Annotated in this window: 22 protein-coding genes; 13 read left to right on the forward strand and 9 right to left on the reverse strand. The window is 59.8% G+C overall.

All coding sequences use genetic code 11. From position 1 onward, the window contains the following. Both AB5Y85_RS00765 and AB5Y85_RS00770 read left to right on the forward strand, forming a co-directional pair. Positions 1 to 518, forward strand: a 518-nt coding sequence (locus AB5Y85_RS00765) for a substrate binding domain-containing protein (protein WP_368221055.1), incomplete at its 5' end; no start/stop codon positions are given. 9 nt (positions 519 to 527) lie between these two features. Then, positions 528 to 842 carry a DUF2007 domain-containing protein gene (locus tag AB5Y85_RS00770; RefSeq protein ID WP_005339933.1) on the forward strand — a complete coding sequence of 105 codons (315 nt, stop codon included), beginning with the start codon at positions 528 to 530 and terminating at the stop codon, positions 840 to 842. A gap of 11 nt (positions 843 to 853) precedes the next feature. Here the strand turns inward: AB5Y85_RS00770 and AB5Y85_RS00775 are convergent, their stop codons facing one another. Next, positions 854 to 2,137 carry a dicarboxylate/amino acid:cation symporter gene (locus tag AB5Y85_RS00775; protein WP_005357632.1) on the reverse strand — a complete coding sequence of 428 codons (1,284 nt, stop codon included), beginning with the start codon at positions 2,135 to 2,137 and terminating at the stop codon, positions 854 to 856. A 209-nt stretch (positions 2,138 to 2,346) separates the two neighbouring features. Here AB5Y85_RS00775 and AB5Y85_RS00780 point away from each other — a divergent pair, with 209 nt between their 5' ends. Both AB5Y85_RS00780 and AB5Y85_RS00785 read left to right on the forward strand, forming a co-directional pair. Further along, positions 2,347 to 2,592, forward strand: coding sequence for a YecH family metal-binding protein (locus AB5Y85_RS00780; RefSeq protein WP_257687261.1), 246 nt, complete (start codon positions 2,347 to 2,349; stop codon positions 2,590 to 2,592). A gap of 99 nt (positions 2,593 to 2,691) precedes the next feature. Beyond that, positions 2,692 to 3,291, forward strand: coding sequence for a YhgN family NAAT transporter (locus AB5Y85_RS00785; RefSeq protein WP_013724175.1), 600 nt, complete (start codon positions 2,692 to 2,694; stop codon positions 3,289 to 3,291). Between the two features lie 76 nt (positions 3,292 to 3,367). Here the strand turns inward: AB5Y85_RS00785 and AB5Y85_RS00790 are convergent, their stop codons facing one another. Then, complete coding sequence (locus AB5Y85_RS00790) at positions 3,368 to 4,336, reverse strand: LysR family transcriptional regulator (protein WP_005348538.1); 969 nt, start codon at positions 4,334 to 4,336, stop codon at positions 3,368 to 3,370. Positions 4,337 to 4,612: 276 nt separating this feature from the next. On the opposite strand from AB5Y85_RS00790, the gene tatA reads away from it, so the two are divergent. From tatA to AB5Y85_RS00805, 3 genes are all read left to right on the forward strand, one after another. Then, on the forward strand, positions 4,613 to 4,774 hold the full coding sequence (gene tatA / locus AB5Y85_RS00795) for a twin-arginine translocase TatA/TatE family subunit (RefSeq protein WP_047434601.1): 162 nt from the start codon (positions 4,613 to 4,615) through the stop codon (positions 4,772 to 4,774). Between the two features lie 16 nt (positions 4,775 to 4,790). After that, complete coding sequence (locus tag AB5Y85_RS00800) at positions 4,791 to 5,093, forward strand: YfcZ/YiiS family protein (RefSeq protein ID WP_005339945.1); 303 nt, start codon at positions 4,791 to 4,793, stop codon at positions 5,091 to 5,093. 229 nt (positions 5,094 to 5,322) lie between these two features. Further along, positions 5,323 to 6,744, forward strand: a complete 1,422-nt coding sequence (locus AB5Y85_RS00805; protein WP_257687260.1) for a lytic transglycosylase F — start codon at positions 5,323 to 5,325, stop codon at positions 6,742 to 6,744. Here the strand turns inward: AB5Y85_RS00805 and AB5Y85_RS00810 are convergent. Continuing rightward, positions 6,722 to 6,898 carry a hypothetical protein gene (locus AB5Y85_RS00810; RefSeq protein ID WP_005339947.1) on the reverse strand — a complete coding sequence of 59 codons (177 nt, stop codon included), beginning with the start codon at positions 6,896 to 6,898 and terminating at the stop codon, positions 6,722 to 6,724. The genes AB5Y85_RS00805 and AB5Y85_RS00810 overlap by 23 nt on opposite strands. Before the next feature lie 73 nt (positions 6,899 to 6,971). Here AB5Y85_RS00810 and AB5Y85_RS00815 point away from each other — a divergent pair, with 73 nt between their 5' ends. Beyond that, positions 6,972 to 8,225: a phosphatidylserine/phosphatidylglycerophosphate/cardiolipin synthase family protein gene (locus AB5Y85_RS00815; protein WP_257687259.1), complete on the forward strand. Its 1,254-nt coding sequence runs from the start codon at positions 6,972 to 6,974 to the stop codon at positions 8,223 to 8,225. A gap of 532 nt (positions 8,226 to 8,757) precedes the next feature. Here the strand turns inward: AB5Y85_RS00815 and AB5Y85_RS00820 are convergent. From AB5Y85_RS00820 to AB5Y85_RS00845, 6 genes are all read right to left on the reverse strand, one after another. After that, positions 8,758 to 11,313, reverse strand: a complete 2,556-nt coding sequence (locus tag AB5Y85_RS00820) for a TRAP transporter permease (protein ID WP_257687258.1) — start codon at positions 11,311 to 11,313, stop codon at positions 8,758 to 8,760. 103 nt (positions 11,314 to 11,416) lie between these two features. After that, positions 11,417 to 12,388, reverse strand: a complete 972-nt coding sequence (locus AB5Y85_RS00825; RefSeq protein ID WP_005339950.1) for a TAXI family TRAP transporter solute-binding subunit — start codon at positions 12,386 to 12,388, stop codon at positions 11,417 to 11,419. Positions 12,389 to 12,801: 413 nt separating this feature from the next. Then, positions 12,802 to 14,955 (reverse strand): S9 family peptidase, encoded by a 2,154-nt coding sequence (locus AB5Y85_RS00830; protein ID WP_194494925.1) that lies wholly within the window; start codon positions 14,953 to 14,955, stop codon positions 12,802 to 12,804. A gap of 234 nt (positions 14,956 to 15,189) precedes the next feature. After that, positions 15,190 to 15,621, reverse strand: a complete 432-nt coding sequence (locus AB5Y85_RS00835; protein WP_101531249.1) for a DUF411 domain-containing protein — start codon at positions 15,619 to 15,621, stop codon at positions 15,190 to 15,192. Between the two features lie 46 nt (positions 15,622 to 15,667). Beyond that, positions 15,668 to 15,991 (reverse strand): hypothetical protein, encoded by a 324-nt coding sequence (locus AB5Y85_RS00840; RefSeq protein ID WP_005339955.1) that lies wholly within the window; start codon positions 15,989 to 15,991, stop codon positions 15,668 to 15,670. Positions 15,992 to 16,079: 88 nt separating this feature from the next. Then, positions 16,080 to 16,802: an SDR family oxidoreductase gene (locus tag AB5Y85_RS00845; RefSeq protein ID WP_005348556.1), complete on the reverse strand. Its 723-nt coding sequence runs from the start codon at positions 16,800 to 16,802 to the stop codon at positions 16,080 to 16,082. A gap of 142 nt (positions 16,803 to 16,944) precedes the next feature. Here AB5Y85_RS00845 and AB5Y85_RS00850 point away from each other — a divergent pair, with 142 nt between their 5' ends. From AB5Y85_RS00850 to AB5Y85_RS00870, 5 genes are all read left to right on the forward strand, one after another. Then, complete coding sequence (locus AB5Y85_RS00850; protein ID WP_257687257.1) at positions 16,945 to 17,787, forward strand: LysR family transcriptional regulator; 843 nt, start codon at positions 16,945 to 16,947, stop codon at positions 17,785 to 17,787. Between the two features lie 101 nt (positions 17,788 to 17,888). After that, the gene (locus tag AB5Y85_RS00855; RefSeq protein ID WP_005339958.1) at positions 17,889 to 18,485 is read left to right on the forward strand and encodes an NAD(P)H-dependent oxidoreductase; all 597 of its coding nucleotides are present in this window, start codon (positions 17,889 to 17,891) and stop codon (positions 18,483 to 18,485) included. Positions 18,486 to 18,552: 67 nt separating this feature from the next. After that, positions 18,553 to 20,409 (forward strand): monovalent cation:proton antiporter-2 (CPA2) family protein, encoded by a 1,857-nt coding sequence (locus tag AB5Y85_RS00860; RefSeq protein WP_199428529.1) that lies wholly within the window; start codon positions 18,553 to 18,555, stop codon positions 20,407 to 20,409. Further along, positions 20,406 to 20,792 (forward strand): SirB2 family protein, encoded by a 387-nt coding sequence (locus AB5Y85_RS00865; RefSeq protein ID WP_042052535.1) that lies wholly within the window; start codon positions 20,406 to 20,408, stop codon positions 20,790 to 20,792. The genes AB5Y85_RS00860 and AB5Y85_RS00865 overlap by 4 nt, the downstream gene beginning before the upstream one ends. 287 nt (positions 20,793 to 21,079) lie before the next feature. Next, complete coding sequence (locus AB5Y85_RS00870; RefSeq protein ID WP_005339987.1) at positions 21,080 to 22,066, forward strand: YafY family protein; 987 nt, start codon at positions 21,080 to 21,082, stop codon at positions 22,064 to 22,066. Positions 22,067 to 22,870: the final 804 nt, after the last annotated feature.

Below are 22,870 nucleotides of genomic sequence, written 5' to 3' on the forward strand. Positions count from 1 at the left end.
GGGTGGTAGACCCCATCAGTGAAGGGCTGGATGCGGTGGTGCGGATTGGCGACATGAGCGACTCCAATCTGGCGGCGCGCCGACTCTGGAGCACCGGGCGGCTGCTCTGTGCCAGCCCGGACTATCTGGCCCGCAGCCCGGTCATCGGGCGGCCGGAGGATCTGGCCAACCACGAGCGGGTGACGGTGAGCAGCGGGTTTCTCGCCTCTCACTGGTGCTTCGAGCTGGATGGCAGAGAGGTGCTGGTTGACCCCCCATCCCGTTTTCGGGTCAATAATATTACCTGTGCCCGGGAGGCGGCGAAGGCGGGGCTGGGGTTGGCCTCGTTACCCGCTATGCTCTGTCAGGATGAGCTGGCCAGCGGCGAGCTGGTGATCCTGCTGCCAGAGTGGCAGCAACCCAGGGTGCCGATTTATTTGCTGTTTCCGGAACGGCAACTGATGCCGCGCAAGTTGCGGGCATTCATCGATTTCATGATTGAGAACGGCGCCGAGTTTGGCATCGACAAGCTGTTGTAAGGGGGAGCTATGGATAACTGGATCAATCTCTATCGCGCCTCACACACCCTGGAGGCGCACGCGTTGAAAGGGGCGCTGGAGGCGGAAGGGGTGCTGGTGCGCCTCAATGGCGAGGGGCTGTCTGGCGCCCTTGGCGAGCTGCCGGTCGACATGTTGCAGGTGACCCTGATGGTGCGAGCCGAGGATCGCAGCAAGGCGGGACGGGTCATCGAGCGTTACCAGCAGCGTCAGGGTAACGGCTGGCTGTGCGGCCAGTGCGGGGAGGAGAACGGCGCCAACTTCGACGTCTGCTGGCGCTGTCATCACGATCCCCACGACAGCTGATCTCTCTTCCGCTAGCGCGGCGGGAACTCGATATCTTCCCCTGCGCTGGCATCGTGATAGGTCGCCAGATCCAGCTCGTTTTCGCTGCGGGCGATCAGCACCGATACCAGAATATCCCCCGAAACATTGACCGTGGTGCGCGCCATGTCGAGGATCCGGTCAATGCCTGCAATCAGTGCCACCCCTTCCAGCGGCAAGCCCACCGCCGTCAGGGTCAGGGTCAGCAGCATCAACCCGGTGCCCGGGGTGCCTGCGGTGCCGATACTGGCCAGGGTGGCGATGCTGATGATGGTCAGGTAATCGACCATGTGCAGATCCACCCCGAATGCCTGAGCCACGAACAGCGCAGTCACTCCCTGATAGAGGGCGGTACCATCCATGTTGATGGTGGCGCCGATGGGCAGCACCTTGGCGGTGATGGCGGGGGAGACTCCCAGCCGCTTCTCTGCGCAGGCCAGACTGATGGGCAGGGTGGAGTTGCTCGAGCTGCTGGTGAAGGCCACCGCCTGGGCATCAACGATACTCTTGAAGTAGTGCAGCGGATTGAGCCGTGCCAGCAGGAGCAGCAGGGTGCTGTAGACCCCGAGCACGTGCAGCAGGCAGCCGAGGTAGACGGCGCCGATCACCTTGAGCAGCGGCAGCAGCAGGTCGAGACCGTACTTGCCGGTCATCCAGGCCATCAGGGCGCAGACACCGTAAGGCGCGAGCGCCATCACCATCTGGGTCAGCTTGAACATCCCCTCGGCCAGCGAGGTGAAGAAGAGGATGGCGGGGCGGCCACGGCGACCGCTGGCATTGAGGGCGACCGCCAGCGCCACCGCAAAGACGATCACTTGCAGGATCTTGCCATCCACCATCGCCTGTACCGGGTTACTCGGCACCAGATGGCTCAGCACGCTGGCCAGGGTGGGTGGTTCCGACATACCGACCCGCTCATAGGGGCCCATGTCGGCACCCATGCCGGGTTCCAGCAGCCAGCCCATCATCAGGCCGATGCAGATGGCGATGGCGGTCGAACAGAAGTAGAGGCAGATCGCCTTGCTGCCGATGCGATCGAGGGCCTTGCCCTTGAGCAGCGAGGTGAGACCGGCGATGACCGAGCAGAAGATAAGAGGCACCATCAGCATCTGGATGGTGTTGACGAACAGGACGCCAAGGGGCTTGAGCAGCAGGGCTTGCTCTTCAAAGCCAACGCCCAGCCCCACCCCTGTCAGCATACCGATCAGGGTCTTGAGCCAGAGTGGTCGGCGGGTCCAGATCTGCCAGGGCTTGAGAGCCTCTCCATGGAACAGCATGACGCCAATATCCTTATACATTGTCTGCGATGGCCAAAAAGGGGCGCCAGTGTAGCGATCCCTGACGCGGGTTGCCACATTATCGACAAAGCGGTGGCGGTGACCACTCCCCTGACCAGGTAATGCGCAATTTATTGGCCTATATCAAGATCCCTCCGGGCGTGGAGATATTTAATTGGCATTAAATATGTTCATTATTGAGGTGAGAGATGCCGCAATCGGTTCATGGTCACGAAGTGATGGAAATGATGCTGGCGCAAGGGGGGCAATTTACCCGTGCCAGCCTGAAACAGGCGATGGCCGAGCGGTTCGGTGCCGAGGCTCGTTTTCATACCTGCAGCGCCAGCGAGATGGATGCGGAAGCGCTGATCGACTTTCTGGCTGCCCGCGGCAAATTCATCGACTCGGCCGAGGGTTTCCAGACCCGCGCCGACAAGATCTGCAACCACGGTTAATCCCGCTGCGAGCGCATCATGGCGCTCGCTCAATTCTTCGCCCTTTGCTATATTTCGCCCCCTCTCTTTTCCCTATTCAGGGCGTAGCCCGGGCGTTGTATGGATACTTTCTCTGCCGCAGTCATGCTGTTTCTGATCATGGACCCGCTGGGCAACCTGCCGGTCTTCCTCTCTATCCTGCGTCATATCGATCCCAAGCGACGTCGCAAGGTGATGGTGCGCGAGCTGCTCTTCTCGCTGGCCATCATGATGCTGTTCCTGTTCGTCGGTCAGCAGATCCTCGGTTTCCTCAACCTGCGGCAGGAGGCGGTCAGCATTGCGGGGGGCATTATCCTGTTCCTGATCGCCATCAAGATGATCTTCCCGAGTGAAGGGGGCGTGACCGGGCTGGCGGCGGGCGAGGAGCCCTTCCTGGTGCCGATGGCGATCCCGATGATCGCCGGTCCTTCTATCTTGGCTTCTTTGATGCTGCTGGCCAATCAGGAGCCGACCCGGATGGTGGACTGGTCGCTGGCACTCTTTCTGGCCTGGGCCGCCAGCGCGGTGATCCTGATGTTCTACGAGGTATTCAACAAGCTGCTGGGTGAGCGGGGACTCACTGCGGTGGAGCGGTTGATGGGTATGCTGTTGGTGATGATCTCGGTCCAGATGCTGCTGGACGGGGTGCATCACTATCTGGCGGTGACCGGTCAGGGCTGAGCGGTTTACATCTTGAAGTGAATGAAACGGGGCTACGCAGAGCCCCGTTCTTTTTTGCTGTTGAGAGGACGTGCAGTCACTCGTGAGTGGTCGCTGCGGGTTCCAGTTTGCTCATGATGAGGGACAGCAGCAGCTCCCGCAGCCAGCGGTGGCCCGGATCCTCGCTGTGACGCTGATGCCAGATGAGTAGATGGGAGATGCTGTCCAACCCGATGGGCAGCGGCAGCTGTAACAGCGGATAGACCTGGGTGGCGTGGCGGGCGTAGAGCCGGGAGAGCGTTACTATCATGTCGGAGTGCATCCCCATCCGTAGTGCCGCCTCGAAGGAGGGCACGGTTGCCTCGATACGTCGGTAGAGATCCTGCTCTGCCAGCTTGTGATCCAGCATCCAGCGGTCCCGCCCCTCGCAGTAAGTCTGCACATGGGGATAGCTGAGGTAGTGCTCCAGATTCCAGTTGGGCTCTCGCAGCGCGGGGTGGTGCTGCTGCACCAGACAGGTGAGATCATCGACCGCCAGCACTCGCTGACAGATGCTGTCGGGCAGGGTATCGAGCCGATAATCGGAGCTGATGCAGTTCTCTCGCACCGCGAAGGCGATGTCCACCTGTCCCTGACTCATCTCGGTTAGACTGTTCTCGGTCCACTCCTCGTAACGCAAGCGGATCCGTGGTGCCTGCCGCTTCAGCTCGCTCAGGTAGAGCGGGGCAAACAGGGTGAAGGCGCTGTCCATGCTGGCGATGACGAACTCTCGCTCCGAGCTGGCGGGGTCGAACTCGGGCGGCTGGATCAGGTTGTCCAGCGACAGCAGGATGGGTTGCAACTGTTGTTGCAGCGCAAGGGCGCGGCCGGTGGGCTCCAGCCCGTAGGCGGAGCGGATGAAGAGGGGATCATTGAAGGTATCGCGCAGACGGCCGAGGGCTTTGCTGACGGCGGACTGGCTCAGATGAAGGCGGCGTGCCGCCTTGCTGCCGTTGCGCTCCTCCAGCAGCACCTGCAGGATAATCAGCAAATTGAGGTCGATGCGACCCAGTTGTTCCAGCAGCATGATATGAATCCTCTTCAATTCTAAGATGAATTTATACCATTTGTTTTCATATCTTGGCGATCTTATCCTCGAATGGTCTCAGGTTCGCATGAACCACTGGTACAGGATGTAGCGGTTGAGGGGACATGTAGCACAATCAATATGGCGACCTTTGGGTCGCCCTATTTTTTGGCTATGATTTATTTGCTCACTTGCACCTGCCTTGATTTTGCCCAACAATCCCTGCGCTCTATTTTGATACAAGTAACAGATATCTCTTTGTGAGGGAGTATCCCTATGGGACTCGGTGGAATTCATATCTGGCATATGCTGATCCTCTTGCTGGTTGTTGTGCTGGTCTTCGGCAGCAAGCGTCTTGCCACTGCAGGTGAGGATCTGGGTACCGCCATCAAAGATTTTCGCAAGGCGATGCGTGACGACGCAAATCATCCGAAATAAGCAGTAGGAGTAGAAAATGTCTGTAGACGAGAAAGTTGAACTGAACGAAACCTGTGACAGCTGCGGCTGTTTTGCCGAGATCGGCACCATCATCGGCGAAGGCGACGATGTGATGGATCTGGTGATTGAAGCCGCGGCCGAGGCGGATGCCCGCGCCAAGCTGGCTGCCTATGAAGCTCTGGCCAAACAGGTCACTGCCGAAGCTCAAGTGAGCAGCGAACTGACCCAGGGCGCCAACGGCGTGATCCTGAAAGCCCGCCTGCAATTCACTTGCACCGCCGAAAAACTGATTTTCGAAATGCGGGCCCGCTCTATCTGAGTTGTCTGATAACGCGGCAGGTTTGCCTGCCGTGTTGACCCTTCTGCTGTGGGTCGGCGTTCTATAGTTACTCTATCCCACAGACGTTTTTGCCCGGCGCGAGTCGGCCAACAGAAGGCGTAAACATCATGACGCAGCGATGGATCTCTGCCCCCAATCCCACCCTCTATCGTGATCCGTGCTGCCAACAGGCAGCAGGCGTGACCTCAGCACAGGGGCAGCCATCGTGATGCGACGCTGGATCTGGGCGCTGCTGGCCCTCTGCTGTTTTCCCCTGCTCGCGGCTGAACTCAAGCCACAGCGTCTGCCCCAACCCGGGGACCTCGAAAGCATTCTGCAAAAGCGCGAACTCAGGGCACTGGTGGTCTATGAGCGCGGCTTCTACTTTCTCGATCGCGGCGCCCAGTACGGCATTCTGGTCAATCAGCTGCAAGGGTTCGAACGCTGGCTGAACAAGACCTATCTCGCCAAAGAGAAGGTCAAACTCAAGGTGGTCTACATCCCGGTGCGGCAGGACAAGCTGCTGGACTATCTGACCGAGGGGCGTGGCGATCTGGTGGCGGCGACCATGACGGTGACCCCGACCCGGCGTGAACAGGTGGCCTTCTCCCGGCCGCTCATTTCATCCATCGAGGAGTGGGTGGTGAGCCAGCAGAGCCTGCCCGCCTTCAGCCGCATTACCCAGCTCTCCGGCAGACGAGTCTGGGTGCGTGCCAGCTCCAGCTACTACGAGAGTCTGCGTCAGCTCAACTGGCTGTTTCGCGAATTGGGGCTGCCCCCCGTCTATATCGAGACGGTGCCCGAATATCTGCAGGATGGCGACCTGCTGGAGATGGTGGCCGCTGGCATTATTCCCCTGACGGTGACCGACAGCTACAAGGGGCGGATCTGGCTGGGTGGGATGATCTCCGGCCTCAAGGCTCACAAGTTGATCCCCCTGCGCAGCAATGGCACCAGCGCCTGGGCGCTGCGCAAGAACAGCCCCGAGCTGCTCAAGGTGGTCAATGGCTATCTGGCGAGTGTCAGCCGCAACAGCCTTTACAGCGACATGACCCTGCGCCGGCTGCTGGTTCGCAGCGATCAGATGAGCAATATCCTGGCGCCGGATCCTATGGGGCGCCTCGCGACCATTCGCAAGGTGCTGGAGAAGTACGCCAATCAATACGATCTCGACTGGCTGATGCTGGCGGCGCTTGGCTACAAGGAGTCCGGCCTCAATCCCAAGGCGCGTTCGCCCAAGGGTGCCGTGGGTCTCATGCAACTGCTGCCCAGCACAGGGCGGGAAGTCGGCATCAACGGCGCCAGACTCACCACGCTGGAGGGAAATGTGGAGGCCGCCTGCCGCTACATGCGGTTGATCCTCGATACCTACTTCAATGATCCCAAGCTGGATCGGCTAAACCGCCACCTGTTTGCCCTCGCCGCCTACAACGCCGGGCCGAACCGGGTGCAGGCGCTGCGAGGCAAGGCGGAGAAGCTGGGGCTCGATCCCAACGTCTGGTTCGGCAACGTGGATCAGCTGGTAGCCAACGAAGTCGGACAGGGGCCAATCAACTATGTCGGCACCATCTACAAGTACTACGTGGCCTATCGTTTCAGCCTGCCCCAGATCGAGGGCAAGGCTGCCGCTATCGAAGCGGCTCAGCCCTGAGCCGATTGACCGGCAGGGTCGCCTGCACGGTCGGCAATTGCCAGCCACCGTCCCTGTGTTGCAAAAACCAGTGAGCAGGGCCGGTGGCCGGGATGAGATCTGGCTGGCTGAGCTGGCCCAGATAGCGCAACATCGGGGTATCATGCAGTTCCATCAGCAACTCCTTTTGAATATGTGAAGAGGCTCGCCAGCGTTATGACACCCGGCCATGACAGCAGGATGACACCATGATCCCCGGATCCTTTGCCCTGATCGACGATCCCCTGCTGGCGCTCAAGGTGCGCTGCCACTGGATCCGCCATGCCCGCGAACGGATCCAGGCGCAGTACTACAGCTGGGAGGAGGACAGCAGCGGCAAGCTGCTGCTGAGCGAGCTGCTTCACGCCTCCCGGCGCGGCGTCAAGGTGCAGTTGCTGGTGGATGATCTCTATGCCGGTGACAACCGCTTTCTGGAGATGGTGGCTCACTACCCGGGGATCGAGGTGCGGCTGTTCAACCCCTTCTGGCTGCGGGGCTGGCGCCCGCTGGCACTGCTGCTGGAGGGGCTGCTCAGCTTTCGCCGCATCAACCACCGGATGCACAACAAACTCTTGCTGGTGGATGGCAAGCTGGCGCTGATCGGCGGGCGCAACATTGGCGATCGCTACTTCGGTCTGGATCCGCAAGCCCCCTTCGTGGATCTCGATCTCGCCTGTCAGGGGGGACTGTGCCAGCAGATGGTGCAGGGGTTCGAGCAGTTCTGGCACAGCCGCTGGAGTCACCCCATCCGCCATCTGCTGCGCCGCGAGCTGCTGCCCGCCGAAATAGAGGTGGTCAACGACTTCCTGTTCACCATGACGGATCCGGCGGTGGCGACGGTCTACGATCTGCCTGTGGCGCTGTTTGACGAGCGCGATTTGCCGCTGCAATGGCATGAGGGGCGGGCCGAGGTGTGGTTCGACCGTCCCGGCAAGGGGCTTATCTCCCGTCCCACCACTGCCCGTCAGCTCTGGCGCCAGCTGGCTGACAATCCCGGCTCGCTGGGGTTGGTGACCCCTTACCTCATCCTTACTCGCGGGTTTCGGCACCGTCTGGCGCGGCTCCGCCAGCAGGGGGTCGCCATCGACATTCTCACCAACTCCTTGGCCAGCACCGATGTGCCGCTGGTCTATGGCGCCTACCAACGTTATCTCGGCTGGTTGCTGCGGCGCGGGATCCGGGTCGCCGAGTTTGACCATGGCCACGGCAGCCTGCACGCCAAGCTGATCCTGCTGGGGGAGGATCGAGCGCTTTTTGGCAGCCTCAACCTCGATCCCCGCTCGCTCTTTCTCAATACCGAGCTGATGCTGCATCTGCACTGCCCGCCGATCTGCGAGGCGCTGCGAACGTGGCTGGCTCGCTGGCAGGAGCAGGCGGGTGGATTGCCGCGCAAACCCGAGGGGTGGTCAAGGCGACTGATAGCCCGCCTGAGCGACTGGTTGCCACTGCGCCGTTGGCTGTGAGGCGGCCATTTTTTGTGCGAGATCTCGCAAAGCCTTGTAAGCCATTGCTGATGCCCTTTGCGGGCGAATAACCACGCATGAATCTATCTTACTGTTTTATAACAATTTATTGGTGATGACAAGGCTGTTTTTTGTACTCTGATGTGAATGAAATGGGCATAAAAACGTTTTTTATTTTGTTTTTATGCGTAATATTTCAGTTGCAAGGACAAACACGGTGGCTTGTCTGCCGTGTGGACGAAGGTTGTAACGGGTAGCTGGCTGGTTGCATTGCTGCAATTGGCGCGCACTTCAGATGGGTCGCGAACTATCGGAAAGTGAAACAGAAGCCCGACGTGGCCGGACTCCAATATGGAACATGCTATTTGCGAGGGGGTGACATGGACATGTCACCCCACTTTTTTGGCTGTTCGCCACCGTTTACCTTTTTCCATGACTGTTGCTCATCACAAGAGCCGCAGAGGGCAAGGCAATAACAAGGCAATAAAAAGAGGGCCGCAATAGCGGCCCTCTGTCTCATCTGCTCGGTGGATTAACCAGCCTTGACGCTGCGGCGACGTTGCAGCCAGACGATCGCCCCGAACAGCAGGAAGCCCGGGATCCACATCCACTCCTTGGTCCAGCGCTCGGTCGGCGCCTTGACGGTGAGGATCTCCTGATCGAACTCCAGTCCCATGGTGGCGGCCGGGCTGCCAAAGGCGACGTTGTCGATCAGCGTCTTGCCATCCTGCTCATAGAGGCTCAGCCCCAGATTGGCCAGCCGCTCTTCGCCATTTGCCCCATCCGGTACGGCGACCAGCAGGGTGAACTTGCGTGGCTTGCCCACTGCATCTTCACCGAGGATCCGCAGCCGCAGGGTGCTCTCCGCCTCCACTTCACCCATGGTTTGGGCCAGCTGGGCAGGTGGGGTCTCGCGATAGGGGTCGTGCACCATGTCCATCCAGAAACCCGGGCGGAACAGGGTGAAGGCGACCAGCAGCAGCAGCACGCTCTCGTACCAGCGGCTCTTCACCAGGAACCAGCCCTGAGTGGCAGCGGCGAAGATCAGCATGGCGATGGTCGCCACGATGAAGATCAGCACCCCGTGGGCGAAGTCCACGTCGATCAGCAGCAAATCGGTGTTGAAGATAAACAGGAACGGCAGCGCCGCGGTACGCAGGCTGTAGTAAAACGCCGTGATCCCGGTCTTGATGGGATCGCCCTTGGAGACAGCCGCTGCCGCGAAGGAAGCCAGTCCCACCGGCGGCGTCACATCCGCCATGATGCCGAAGTAGAAGACGAACAGGTGCACTGCGATAAGCGGCACGATCAGCCCGTTTTGCTGCCCCAGCGTTACCACCACCGGTGCCAGCAGGCTGGAGACGACGATGTAGTTGGCAGTGGTCGGCAGCCCCATGCCGAGGATCAGGCTCAGCAGGGCGGTGAGCAGCAGCATCAGCAGCAGGTTGCCCATGGAGAGGAACTCCACCAGATCCGCCAGCACCAGACCGACCCCGGTCTGGGAGACCGCACCCACGATAATCCCCGCGGTGGCGGTGGCAATGCCGATACCGATCATGTTGCGGGCACCTGCGACCAGCCCTTCCCGCAGATCCACCACGCCGTCAGCGACGTTGCCGTAGTCGTGCTTGCCGTCCTTGCGCAGCCAGTTGAGCAGCGGACGCTGGGTCAGCAGGATGATCACCAGCATCACGGTACCCCAGAAGGCCGACAGCCCCGGCGAGAGGCGTTCCACCATCAGGCACCATACCAGTACTACCACCGGCAGCAGGAAGTGCAGGCCGGAGAGCAGCACGGCGCGGGTGTTGGGCAACTCGGTGAGCGGCTTGTCGGGATCTTCGGCAGGCAGTGGTTCATTGCTGGCGGCGATCTTCAACAGGGCCACATAGGTGGCAGCCAGCAGTACCGAGATCCCCGGCAGGGCGTAGTCACCCAGCGCAGGTTTGAGCCAGCCGAGGCCATAGTAGACCGCCAGTGACAGGCCGCTGATGAGGGCCGCGCCAAAGGCAAAGCCGGTCAGGCGACGCAGCCAGGGTTTGGGTTGATGGTTGCCGATGGGCTGCATGCCCAGTTTCAACGCCTCCAGATGGACGATGTAGAGCAGCGCTATGTAGGAGATGGCGGCAGGCAGGAAGGCGTGCTTGATGATCTCCACATAGGGGATACCCACGTATTCGACCATCAGGAAAGCCGCAGCCCCCATCACCGGCGGCATGATCTGGCCGTTGACCGAGGAGGCCACTTCCACCGCCCCCGCTTTCTCTGAACTGAAGCCCACTTTCTTCATCATCGGGATGGTGAAGGTGCCGGTGGTTACCACGTTGGCAATTGACGAGCCGGAAATCAGACCGGTCAGGCCGGAGGCGACCACTGCCGCCTTGGCCGGGCCGCCACGCAGGTGACCGAGCAGGCTGAAGGCGAGCTGGATAAAGTAGTGACCTGCGCCGGCCCGCTCCAGCAGGGCGCCAAACAGCACGAACAGGAACACGAAGCTGGTGGAGACGCCAAGGGCAATGCCGAACACCCCTTCGGTAGTGATCCACTGGTGGTTGGCCAGCGCGGTAAAGCCTACTCCGCGGTGTGCCAGCAGTCCCGGCATCCAGGGGCCCGCCAGACTGTAGATCAGAAAGACGATGGCGATGACCGCCAGTGCTGGCCCCAGGGCGCGGCGCGCCGCTTCCAGCAGCAGCGGAATGCCGATGCAGGCGGTTACCAGATCGGCGGTGGTGAGGGTGCCGGGACGCAGCGCCAGTGCTTCATACATCACAAACAGGTAAGAGGCGGCGCCAGCAGCGATCAGACCCAGCGCGATATCACCGAGGGGGACCCGATCCCGCGGCGAGGAGCGAAATGCCGGGAACACCAGAAAAGCCAGCAACAGGGCGAAGGTGAGGTGAATGGAGCGGGTTTCGGTGTCATTGAGTACGCCAAACCCCACCATGAAGGGGAGTGGCGAGGCGATCCAGAGCTGGAAAAGGGACCAGGCCAGCGCCAGCGTGGTGATGAGCCAGCCCATGATGCCCAGCGGCAGGCGAGCGCCCACATCCTGGGCGATCAGTTCCTCGGTAGAGAGTTGTTTATCTTGCATAGGGTTAACTTGTGCCAACGAGTACAACAAGAGCGACACCCGCCCCCGCAATCAGGCGGCAGACGGGTGTCGAAGAGAGTGACAAAGGCCCCGGGGCCTTCAATCAGAGCCAGCCGCGCTCTTTGTAGTAGCGGGCAGCCCCTTCATGCAGCGGTGCAGAGAGACCCACCTTGATCATGTCGGCCTCTTTCAGGTCGGCAAAAGCAGGGTGCAGGCGCTTGAAGCGATCCAGGTTGTCGAACACCGACTTGACCAGCTGATAGACCACTTCCGGATCGGTTTTGGCGCTGGTGGAGAGCACCGCTTTGCCACCGATGGAGGGGGTCGGCTTGTCGCTGCCCTTGTAGATGCCGCCCGGGATCTCGGCCTTGCTGTAGTAGCTCTTCTCGGCCAGCAGCTTGTCGATGTCGGCGCCGGTCACAGGTACCAGTACTGCATCTGTGGTGGTGGAGGCTTCCTGAATAGCGCCGTTCGGGTGACCGACGAAGTAGCTCATGGCGTCGATGTTGTTGTCACCGAGGGCGGAGGCCTGTTCGGCCGGTTTCAGCTCGGAGACCAGACCGAAGTCACCCTTCTTCCAGCCTTTGACCGCCATGATCTCTTCCATGGTGTCACGCTGGCCGGAGCCCGGGTTGCCGATGTTGACGCGTTTGCCCTTCAGATCGTCGAAGCTGGCGATCTTGGCATCGCGGCGAGCCAGGATGGTGAACACCTCGCTCTGCAGGGAGAAGACGGCGCGCATATCGTCCATGGCCCCTTCGGCCTGGAACGGTGGCAGCCCCTTCATCGCCTTGAACTGGTGGTCGGATTGCATGATGCCGAAGTTGAATTCACCGCTGCGGATGCCGTTGACGTTAGCAACACCGCCGCCACTGGCCGGGGCGTTGCACTTGATCTGGTGATCGGCGGCGCCGCGATTGAGGAAGCGGCAGATGGACTGGCCAGCGACATAGTAGACGCCGGTCTGACCGCCGGTGCCTATGGTCACGAAGCGCTCCTGCGCTTGTACCGGACCACCGAATGAAACACCGACCAGAGCCGCCGACAGGGCGCATGCCAAAGTTAATCCTTTCATTTTTTCTCCCTTTTCTTTGATTTTGTTTATCCGATCCCCGGATAAATTGATGGCAATCCCGTTCTGCGCCGGGCTTGCCCGCTCTTCTCGTTGCGCGAAAGCGGGGGAGTTGATCACCCCCTTTCCGGCAGTCACCCTCATCCTGTGGTGAGGCTACCGACCTCCTGTCGGTCGAAGATAAATTGGCCCCTGAGGGGCCAAATAAAAAGTTGCAAGCACTCCGATTAAGCACATTCACCCAACATAAATCAAACGAAATGGCAAAATAGCGGAGTTAAATCTTGAGAAACATGACCTCGATCATTCATTTTCTTGCCGAAGATTAATTTGATATGGAGGGAAATGGAAGAGGGAAAAACTACGAGAGGATTCTTATGCGGCCCTTGAATGACAAGGGCCGGAGTCATGAGAGATCAGTTGGCCGGGGTGGCCAGATCCAGGATAAAGGCGTATTCCAGCGCGATATCCTCGTAGGCTTTGAAGCGGCCCGACTTGCCGCCGTGGCCGGCATCCATGTCGGTGTTCAGTAACAACTTGTTATCATCCGTCTTCAGTTCGCGCAGCTTGGCGACCCACTTGGCGGGCTCCCAATACTGCACTTGCGAGTCGTGCAGCCCGGTGGTGACCAGCAGGTTGGGATAGGCTTGCGCCTTCACCTGATCGTAGGGGCTGTAGCTCTTCATGTAGTCGTAGTAGCGCTTCTGGTTCGGGTTGCCCCACTCGTCATACTCCCCGGTGGTGAGGGGAATGGACTCGTCCAGCATGGTGGTGACCACATCGACGAACGGCACCTGCGCCACCACGCCGCAATAGAGTTCGGGCGCCTGATTGATGACCGCCCCCATCAGCAGGCCGCCGGCGCTGCCGCCCATGGCGTAGACCTGATCCCTGGCACCGTAGCCTTGCTCCACCAGCGCCTTGGTGACATCGATAAAGTCATTGAAGGTGTTCTGCTTTTTCAGCAACTTGCCATCTTCGTACCAGTGACGGCCCAGCTCTTCACCACCCCGGATATGGGCGATGGCGTAGACGAAGCCTCTATCCAGCAGGCTCAGGCGCGAGCTGCTGAAATCGGGATCCATGCTGGCGCCGTAGGATCCGTAGCCATAGACCAGCAGCGGATTCTTGGGCGCATCGGCCTGATCTTTCTTGAATTTGTCTTTGCGATAGACCAGCGACACCGGCACCGATACGCCGTCGCGGGCGGTCACCCAGAGCCGCTCGCTGGCGTACTGGTCGGCCTTGAAGCCTGCCACCGGCTGCTGCTTGAGCAGGGTGCGCTTGCCGCTCGCCATATCCAGCTCATAGGTAGAAGCGGGGGTTGTCATGGAGGAGTAGCCATAACGCAGGGCGCTGGTATCCGGCTCCGGGTTGTAGGCGAGCCAGGTGACATAGGCGGGATCGTCGAAGGCGATCTCCTTCTCGTCACCGCTCTGCCAGTTGATCTGGCGCAGTCGGGTCAGCCCCTTGTTGCGCTCTTCCAGTACCAGCCAATCCTTGAACAGGGCGTAGCTCTCCAGCAGCACATCCGGATTGGGGGCGATCACCGCCTTCCAGCGATCGACCGGGCTCTCTTTGGTCTCGTAGAGGCCGAAGTTCTTGCCGTCCTTGTTGGAACGCACATAGAAGCGGCCGCGGTAGTGATCCAGGCTGTATTCGTGATCCACCTGACGGGGCAGGAACAGGCGTGGGGCGTGCTCCGGCTGGTTGGCATCGATCAGCCGTGCTTCGCCGGTGGTGGTGCTGGAGAGGGCGATGACGATGAAATCTTCCGAGGTGGTGGCGTAGAGGCTGATGTAGAAGGAGTCATCCTTCTCCTCGTAGACCAGCTTGTCCGTGGCTGGATCCGTCCCGAGCGTATGGCGATAGACCTGATAGGGCAGCAGGGTCTGCGGGTGCTTGCGCACATAGAAGACGGTCTTGTTGTCGTTGGCCCACACCAGATTGCCGGAGGTATTTTCCAGTTTGTCGGTGGCCCACTGGCCGCTCTCCAGATCGAGGAACTGGATCTGGTACTGACGGCGGGAGAGGAAATCTTCCGCCACCGCCAGCCAGCGGTTGTTGCGGCTCACCTCAAGGGCGCCGAGGGCATAGAACTCGCGCCCTTCAGCCCGCAGGTTGCTGTCGAGCAGCAGACTCGACTGCTCTTCACCGAGCTTGGTGCGCGAGTAGATCCCGTACTCCTTGCCCGGCTCATAGCGGGTCTGGTAGCGGTAGCCATTCTTCACATAGGGCACCGACTCATCCTGCTGGGGGATGCGGGCGACCATCTCTTTGTAAAGCTGTTCGCGCAGGGGTTGGGTCGGCTTGAGCATGGCCTCGGTATAGGCGTTCTCGGCCTTGAGATAGTCCAATACCTCGGGCTTCTGCCGCTCGTCGTCACGCAGCCAGTAGTAGTTGTCGATGCGGGTATCCCCGTGTTTTTTCAGGGTGCGGGGATGTTTGGCGGCCACGGGCGGCTGGATTGGATGTTCGCTTGTCAGCATGGCGGGCTCTTCATTGGCATAAGTAGGGGGGAGAACTGTCAGAAAGGCTAGCAGCAGAACTCCTCGGGAAAAGGTAAACATGTCGCATCCTTGGCGCTGGAAAGGGTTGGTAGACCTGAGCATCGGCTCCATGAATTGGCGTTAAATCTGCCCCTTGTTGCCGGTGGTTGCAAGCAATCCCTTGTTATTGCAGGAAATGTAATCAAAAAAAGCCGCTATCTCGCGATAGCGGCCCTCTTTCTGGCCATGAGCGGCAAGAGTCCGCTCAGGTGTGCCTCACATGATATGGGAGTGCCCTCTCATGACCAGTTTTCGTCAGCCTGGGTAGCTCGACCAGCTGTTGGTCGCGCCCTCGTTGCTGATACTCAGTACCTCATAGGGATGGCCCGGAATATCCATGCCCGGCGCACTCTGGGGCATGCCCGGAATGGTCAGGCCACGGATTGCCGGTTTTTCCCTGAGCAGCTTCTGCACATCGGCGGCCGGTACATGCCCCTCGATCACATAGCCATTTACGATACCGGTATGGCAAGAGGCTAGTTCAGGCGCGATACCGTATTGCTGCTTCACTGCGCCGAGCTGTTCGGTTTCGATGACCTCCAGTTCGAAGCCATTCTGCTCCATGTGCTCGTTCCAGCTTTGGCAGCAGCCACAATATTTGGATTTGTAGACGGTCATCTTCTCGGCCGCGAGGGCCGAAAAGCTGACGGTACCGGCCAGCATGGCCAGTAACAGGGGTTTGTACATCACTCACCTCAGATTGAAAGAAAAGATGCCCGATACGGGATGCGTTTCAGATCCGGGTGCGTGGGGGACGTTCGAGCCGCTCGCACGGAGCGTCCGGCATAAAGAGAGAGGGGGAGGCGAAGTCGGGGGTATCCGGTTCCAGCACGGCGACCGTCAGGCTGTCGCTGCCTACCAGCGTCATCGAGAGGGCGGTGGTAAAGCTGCCGCAGGGCATCGCTTTTTCCAGGGTGCGCTCGCTCTGGCTGCAGTGGGTAGTCAGGGTACAGAGGTCGGTTGCGGCCCGGCTGCCAAACGACATCAACACCAGCACCAGACTCCACAAGGGGAGCCAGCGACGGGCGTGAGCGAGTTGGCGACGGGTGAGAACCATGGAATGACTCGAAAATAACAAGGGGCACATGGTAACCCTGTGCCCCGGGGGAGGGTCAAGCTCTCCCCATAGTGTCAGTCAGCCAAGATTAAGGTTGCTGACGGGTCGCCGCCAGCACGATCTCGCGCACGCAGACGTTGGCAGGCTGGTTCCAGGCGTAGAGCACGGCATCGGCGATTACTTCCGGCGCAATGACGCCTCCCATCTGATCTTTCCAGTCGTGGTAACCGGCCTTGATGCTCTCGTCAGTGGTGTGGCTGAGCAGCTCGGTCTCGACCGCACCCGGTGCAATGGTCACCATCCGCACGCCGACATCGGCTACCTCTTCCCGGATGTTCTCGGTCAGGGCGTGCACGGCGAACTTGGTGGCGCAGTAGGCAGCATGGTTCGGGAAGGTCTTGCGACCGGCGATGGAGCTGATGTTGATGATGGTGCCGCTGCGGCGCTCCTTCATGCCTGCCAGCACTGCGTGGACGCCGTTCAGCACCCCCATCACGTTGATGTTGAGCATCTGCTGCCATTCGGCGGGATCCTGCACATCGGCCTGACCCAGCAGCATGACGCCGGCGTTGTTGACCATGCAGCCGACCGGGCCAAATTTGGCTTCTGCCTGCTGGACGGCGGCTTTCATGGCGGCGGTGTCGGTCACATCGACCCCGATGCAGAGGGTATCGGGCAGGTTCAGTGCCTGCATCGGCTCGACCCGGCGGGCCAGCAGTAGCAGCGGATGACCGGCGGCAGAGAAGGCACGGGCGATGGCGGCACCGATCCCGGCGGAGGCACCGGTGATCACGACGAGAGATTTGGACATGGGTCTTTCCTTCTGATTCAAGAGTCGGTTTGAGCAAACAGGTGGCTGGCCAGCACGGAACCCAATCACTATAGTCACTGCATCTATAAGTGATAAATATTGTTTTCCGCTGGTTATCATCTGAAAAAACTATGGTTGGTTTATGCTGGACTTGAGATTGCTGCGTTTCTTCATCGCCATCTATGAAGAGAAGAACATCACGGCGGCGGCCGAGCGCTGCCACGTCAGCCAGCCCTCCCTCTCGGCGGGGCTGCGCCAGCTGGAAGAGGCGCTCGGTGACAGCCTGTTTGTCCGGGGCAAGAAAGGGGTGGTGGCGAAAGATCCGGCCCACTATCTCTATCCTCACGCAGTCAAGCTGGTGGAGGAGGCGCGCCGTCTGCCGGAGCTGTTTCGCCAGAAAGCGACGCGTGCGAGGCTCAATATCGCCATCATGCCGGACTTGAGTCGCCGTCGGGTGGCCGGGCTGCTGCAGCAAGTACAGCGCGTGTTGCCGCAGCTGGATCTCACCCTTTCCGACTACACTACACCCGCCGACAGCCGCTTGACGCTGGATGCCTTGCGCCGGGAGGACGAGATCTTTCTGCCGCTGTGGGAGGAGGATTACGTGCTCTGTGTACCGGTCGACCATCCCCTTGCCAGTCGCGAAAGGATCGAGCTCGCCGAGCTGCAACATTATGATTTTATTGAGTGCCCGCCCTGCGAAGCCCATCAGCAGACTATCGGCCTGCTGGCCTGTGACCGCCTTACCCTCAATCTGGTGGCCAAGGCCGAGAGCAAGGGGCTGGTGATGGCGCTGGTGCTGGCGGGGGTCGGCATCAGTTTTCTGCCGGACGGGCTGGTGGAAGATGAGGCGGGTCTCTGTACCCTGCCGGTGAGCGGGCCGCGGATGTTTCGCCGGATTGGGCTCTGCTATCCCGCTCACCAGACCCTCAATCCGGCGCTGCGGGAGCTGATCCCCGAGTTGGCAGGCTATGGCGCTTCCTGATAAGGTCGCTCTCCGGTGCACCTTTACGATGCAGCTCCCCAGACTCCCCTTTTCTGTTTACCTCGCCTTGCACCGCAAGGCTTTGTTCGGGTGATGTGGTCATGAAACGCATTCTGGTTATTTTTTCCCATCCCGCGCTGCAGAGCTCGCGGGCCAACAAGCAGCTGTTGCAGGCGATTGAGGGGCTGGAGGGGGTCACGGTTCACGACCTCTATCAGCACTATCCCGACATGTTTATCGATGTGAAGCGGGAGCAGGCGCTGCTCTGTGAGCACGACATCATCGTATTCCAGCACCCGTTTTACTGGTACTCCTGTCCGGCCATCATGAAAGAGTGGATGGATCTGGTACTGGAGTATGGCTACGCCTACGGCCCCGAAGCCCACGCCCTCAAGGGCAAGCAGTGGCTGAGCGCCATCACCACCGGCGGGGCGCCGGAGTCCTACTGCAGCGAGGGTTACAACAGCCGACCGCTGCTCGATTTTTTGCTGCCATTTCAGCAGGCTGCCACCTTGTGCGGCATGAACTGGCTGCCCCCTTTCGTGCTGCACTCCTTTCACAAGATCAAGGATCCCGCCGCCCTGCGCCGCTGCGGACAGGACTACCGCCAGCTGCTTTGCGCCTTGCGTGACGATCAGCTGACCCCGGAGCAGCTGGCCGGGCGTCCTTATCTGCGCGACTTGCTGGAGGTGCTCTGATGACACATGGGCAGCTTGTTGGCCGAGTTTATGAGCCAGACCAGATGTTCACACGGAGGGCTGACTGATGGGCCACGGGATCCTGTTTGATGCCTTTATCTACCTCTCCGCCGCCGTCATCGCGGTGCCGCTGGCCAAGCGCTGGGGGCTGGGCTCGGTGCTCGGCTACCTGCTGGCGGGGATCATCATAGGCCCCTTTCTGCTGGGGCTGGTGGGGGAACAGAAGGATGTGATGCACTTCGCCGAGTTTGGCGTGGTGCTGATGCTGTTTCTGGTCGGGCTGGAGTTGCGTCCGGCCCTCTTGTGGCAGCTGAAGGGGCCGATCCTCGGCACCGGTGGCCTGCAGGTGCTGCTCACTACGGCGGCACTGACCGGCGTGGCGCACCTGATCGGTCTGCCGCTGCAACAGGGGCTGGCCATCGGCCTCATTTTGGCGCTCTCCTCCACCGCCATAGTTTTGCAGAGCCTGCAGGAGCGCAAGCTGATGCAGAGCGAGAGCGGTCGATCCGCCTTTGCGGTGCTGCTGTTTCAGGATATTGCGGTCATTCCGATCCTGGCGATCCTGCCGCTGCTGGCCATGGCGCCGGTCGCTAGCAGTGGTGGCTCCGAGTTGGCGGGTTGGCAACATGGTCTGCTGGTGGTCGCGGCCATCTCCGGCATCGTGCTGGGTGGCCACTATCTGATGCGGCCGGTGTTTCGTGCCATCGCCCAGTCCCATATGCGGGAGATCTTCGTCGCCGCCGCCCTGCTGCTGGTGATCGCCATCGCGGTGCTGATGGAGTCGGTGGGGCTCTCGCCCGCTCTCGGCTCCTTCCTCGCCGGTGTGGTGCTGGCCGACAGCGAATATCGCCATGAGCTGGAGGCCGACATTGAGCCGTTCAAGGGCTTGCTGCTCGGCCTGTTCTTTATGTCGGTGGGGGCGGGGATCGACTTCGGGCTGTTTGCCGAACACCCTTTCCTGATACCCACTCTGGTGGTTGGCCTGATGGTGCTTAAATGGCTGGTGTTGATGGCACTCGGCTTCATCATCCGCATCTCGCCGAGCCAGCGTTGGACCTTCGCACTGGCGTTGGCGCAGGGGGGCGAGTTTGCCTTCGTGCTCTTCTCGTTTGCCGCCCAGAACCGGGTGCTGCCCGGTGAGACCATCTCGCTGCTGACGCTGGTAGTAGCACTCTCCATGGCGCTCACCCCGCTGCTGCTGATCCTCAATGATCGGGTGATCCAGCCCTGGTTCGATTACCGTAACCAGAGCGACGCGCCGCAGCATGAGCAGCCGGAGCTGGTGGAGCATCCGGTGATCATTGCGGGCTTCGGCCGCTTCGGTCAGATCGTGGGGCGTCTGCTGCATGGTCACGGCATCGGCACCACCATCCTCGAGCAGGATGCCAGCCAGATAGAGACCCTGCGCAAGTATGGCTATCAGGTCTTCTATGGCGATGCCAGCCGGATCGACCTGCTCCATGCTGCCGGGGCGCACAAGGCGAAGCTGCTGGTGCTCTCCATCAACGATCCGGCTACCTCGCTGGCGGTGATCGAGATGGTGCAGAAGCACTTCCCGCACCTGAAGATCCTGGCGCGAGCGCTGGATCGACCCCATGCCCACGAGATCCTGCGCCACGGGGTCGAGAGCGTTCACCGGGAAACCCTGGGCTCTGCGGTCGATCTGGGGGTGGAAGCCCTGACCCAGCTCGGTTTTCGGGCCAACCAGGCCTGGCGGGCGGGGCAGACCTTCAAGCAGCACGATAACTGGCTGTTGCGCGAGCAGGTCAACTATCTGGACGACGAACACACTTATATCAACAAGAGCCTGCAATACCGGGAGATCCTCTCCGATCTGTTGCAAGACGACGAGGAGGGGCAGGAGCGTATCCATGCCCACAACTGGAATAGCGGGTTACCCGACGACGACAAGGAAGCAAAATGATTGCCTATTACCCCATGTTCAAACACCTGCATATGACGCTGGCGCTGGTCAGTCTGCTGCTCTTTATCTATCGCTGGAGTCTGGCGCTTGCCGGCAGCGCTCGGTTGCAGCAGAAGTGGCTGAAGATCCTCCCGCATATCAACGACACTTTCCTGCTGCTGTTTGGTGTGTTGCTGGCGGTGGCCTTGCAGTTGAGCCCGGGTCAACAACCCTGGCTGATGGCCAAGCTGATTGCACTGGTGCTCTATATCGGTCTGGGTGTCATGGCGCTCAAGCGCCCGGCCCGCGGTCAGAAGCTGGTAGCCGGTGTGGCGGCACTGGCGGTGTTTGGCTACATGGTCGGTGCGGCCATCACCAAGTCAGCCTGGTCGTGGCTGATGTGAGCAAAAGGGGAGAGCTATGCTCTCCCCTGAAATCATATTCTGCGATGAATTAATTAATCGGAGTTTTATGCTAACAATAAATCGCAACATAGAACTTTCATTTGAGGGATTTTTGGCTAATTTTAGCCTCTAGCGGCTCCTTTTTTGAGTGCATTGTCTTTGTAAATCAATTGGTTAGTGTGTTTTGTATGAAAATGGCGACAGTTGTCGCAGCAAAACTTGCGACATAGACTGTCGCAAGTCACGACTAGCATACAGTCAACGCTAAACCAGTGAAGGCAAGCACCATGAGCAAGAAGCTGTTACGACAACTGACCTTGGCGCGTTGCATCCCGCACCGCCCTTACAAGCTGACCGCCAGCCAACTCCAGGTAAAACTGGAAGAGGAAGGTATCCACGTCAGTCTGCGTACCGTGCAACGGGACCTGGAGGAGATGTCCGGCATGGGACTGTTCGACCTCACCTCGGACGAGCGCAGCAAACCCCATGGCTGGTGCTTCGAGCGCCACGGCCTCAACGACTTTGCCAATATCATGCCGCTCTCGCTGGCGGTGGCCCTGAAAACCTGGAGTGATCAGGCGAGCCAACTGTTGCCGGCGAGTGTACTGACCGAATTGAATCCGCTGGTCGACAAGGCGAGCCAGGTGATCCGCGACAGCCAGAGCGAACTGGCCGAACGCTGGCTGGAGAGTGTCCACCAGTCACCGCGTCCGTTTGCCGGCAACCCGGAGATCCGCCGCAGCACCCTGATCCGCGATGCGCTCTGGCGTGGTCGCAAGTTCAGTGCCGAGATCCAGCGCGTGATCAAAGAGCGCACCGTATGGCTCTGCTACGACCGTATCAACCCGCTCGGCATTCTCAATCAGCCGGACGGTCCGATCCTGCTCTGCACTCTGTCCGAGCTGGATCCCAAGGTCTACGGCATCCCGTTTGACCATATCAAGAACGTGGAGCTGACCAACTTCAGTGCCACCCAGCCGAAGGATTTCAATATCCAGAAGCTGATCCGCGATCAGGGCTATCAGGATGTGAGCGGCCCGATCCGCTTCGTCGGCCGGATCGATGCCAACAGCCAGTCGCTGGTGGATAACCAGATCCCCGGCAACAATCCGCGCATGACCCGCTATGACAAGCGCAGTGTGGTGGTGGAGACCGAAGTGCAGGACACCCCGGAGTTTCGCAGCTGGTTGAACAACATCGGCGGTGAACTGGAGGTGCTGGCACCTGAATCGCTACGCAAGGCCTATCTCAATCCGGCCAACCGCTTGAGCTGATTAAAAAATTGGAATGTTGAAGAGTCGAGCCTGGTCTCGGCTCTTTTTTTGCGGTTTTTTTAAGCATATTTATTCAACTAATTTTTAAGTCTTAACGTCAGGATTGAACCGTTTTCCTGCCCCGTTTTTGGGGGCGAAACCCGTGTAAGAGATCTGCCATAGCGACTGTAAGAGGCTGGCGCTTTGAGCCGTACGCGAAGCCATGCCAGAATGATCGAGCTTTCCAGTGAAACTAAATAACTAACTGATATTAAAGGGTTAGTTTTTAAGTTCGTTTTTTGAGATGGGAGCTGCATCGGATCTTTATCATCGGATGGCCCTTGTTCGGGGGGCGCATTTCCTTAGTATGGGTCTCACAAGGATGGAGCTGGTCCGGCAGGATGCAGGACAGCGCATAAAGATGGAATAGTCCGCAGGATGTGGACAAGGGACACCTCAGGATGAGCTCGATAATCAGGATGATTATCGTCACGGATGAATAAAGGAACACCGCGGGATGCGGCAGGACACTCTCGGGATGGGAGCAGAACGAACGGAACCTCGTTCTTCAGGATGAACAGGACCTCGCCGGATGCGAGAGGAATACTTCAGGATGAAGTGAGATAACCCGGATGGTTATCTGTCAGGAAGACGCAAGGAACCCCACAGGACGTGGTAATGGACACCTCCAGGATGGAGACAGAGAAGCAGTTCAGGATGAATTGCCAGGCCAGGAACGCCGCAGGACGCGCCAACGGATTGGAAAGGGGATATTCCAAAGGATTAGGATAACGTCAGGGATTGCAGGGAGCATTGCAGTTCTAC

Origin of the sequence: Aeromonas sp. R3-1, assembly GCF_040908345.1 — a bacterium.
Classification (GTDB): Bacteria; Pseudomonadota; Gammaproteobacteria; order Enterobacterales; family Aeromonadaceae; genus Aeromonas; species Aeromonas veronii.

What these genes read in the sequence shown, in the direction of transcription:
- AB5Y85_RS00770 (WP_005339933.1), top strand. Translation starts at nt 528, where the DNA reads ATGGATAACTGGATCAATCTCTATCGCGCCTCACACACCCTGGAGGCG.
- AB5Y85_RS00810 (WP_005339947.1), bottom strand. Translation starts at nt 6,898, where the DNA reads ATGGAACTGCATGATACCCCGATGTTGCGCTATCTGGGCCAGCTCAGC.
- AB5Y85_RS00815 (WP_257687259.1), top strand. Translation starts at nt 6,972, where the DNA reads ATGATCCCCGGATCCTTTGCCCTGATCGACGATCCCCTGCTGGCGCTC.
- AB5Y85_RS00820 (WP_257687258.1), bottom strand. Translation starts at nt 11,313, where the DNA reads ATGCAAGATAAACAACTCTCTACCGAGGAACTGATCGCCCAGGATGTG.
- AB5Y85_RS00830 (WP_194494925.1), bottom strand. Translation starts at nt 14,955, where the DNA reads ATGTTTACCTTTTCCCGAGGAGTTCTGCTGCTAGCCTTTCTGACAGTT.
- AB5Y85_RS00835 (WP_101531249.1), bottom strand. Translation starts at nt 15,621, where the DNA reads ATGTACAAACCCCTGTTACTGGCCATGCTGGCCGGTACCGTCAGCTTT.
- AB5Y85_RS00825 (WP_005339950.1), bottom strand. Translation starts at nt 12,388, where the DNA reads ATGAAAGGATTAACTTTGGCATGCGCCCTGTCGGCGGCTCTGGTCGGT.
- AB5Y85_RS00780 (WP_257687261.1), top strand. Translation starts at nt 2,347, where the DNA reads ATGCCGCAATCGGTTCATGGTCACGAAGTGATGGAAATGATGCTGGCG.
- AB5Y85_RS00785 (WP_013724175.1), top strand. Translation starts at nt 2,692, where the DNA reads ATGGATACTTTCTCTGCCGCAGTCATGCTGTTTCTGATCATGGACCCG.
- AB5Y85_RS00775 (WP_005357632.1), bottom strand. Translation starts at nt 2,137, where the DNA reads ATGCTGTTCCATGGAGAGGCTCTCAAGCCCTGGCAGATCTGGACCCGC.
- AB5Y85_RS00790 (WP_005348538.1), bottom strand. Translation starts at nt 4,336, where the DNA reads ATGCTGCTGGAACAACTGGGTCGCATCGACCTCAATTTGCTGATTATC.
- AB5Y85_RS00865 (WP_042052535.1), top strand. Translation starts at nt 20,406, where the DNA reads ATGATTGCCTATTACCCCATGTTCAAACACCTGCATATGACGCTGGCG.
- AB5Y85_RS00860 (WP_199428529.1), top strand. Translation starts at nt 18,553, where the DNA reads ATGGGCCACGGGATCCTGTTTGATGCCTTTATCTACCTCTCCGCCGCC.
- AB5Y85_RS00870 (WP_005339987.1), top strand. Translation starts at nt 21,080, where the DNA reads ATGAGCAAGAAGCTGTTACGACAACTGACCTTGGCGCGTTGCATCCCG.
- AB5Y85_RS00800 (WP_005339945.1), top strand. Translation starts at nt 4,791, where the DNA reads ATGTCTGTAGACGAGAAAGTTGAACTGAACGAAACCTGTGACAGCTGC.
- tatA (WP_047434601.1), top strand. Translation starts at nt 4,613, where the DNA reads ATGGGACTCGGTGGAATTCATATCTGGCATATGCTGATCCTCTTGCTG.
- AB5Y85_RS00855 (WP_005339958.1), top strand. Translation starts at nt 17,889, where the DNA reads ATGAAACGCATTCTGGTTATTTTTTCCCATCCCGCGCTGCAGAGCTCG.
- AB5Y85_RS00850 (WP_257687257.1), top strand. Translation starts at nt 16,945, where the DNA reads ATGCTGGACTTGAGATTGCTGCGTTTCTTCATCGCCATCTATGAAGAG.
- AB5Y85_RS00845 (WP_005348556.1), bottom strand. Translation starts at nt 16,802, where the DNA reads ATGTCCAAATCTCTCGTCGTGATCACCGGTGCCTCCGCCGGGATCGGT.
- AB5Y85_RS00805 (WP_257687260.1), top strand. Translation starts at nt 5,323, where the DNA reads ATGCGACGCTGGATCTGGGCGCTGCTGGCCCTCTGCTGTTTTCCCCTG.
- AB5Y85_RS00840 (WP_005339955.1), bottom strand. Translation starts at nt 15,991, where the DNA reads ATGGTTCTCACCCGTCGCCAACTCGCTCACGCCCGTCGCTGGCTCCCC.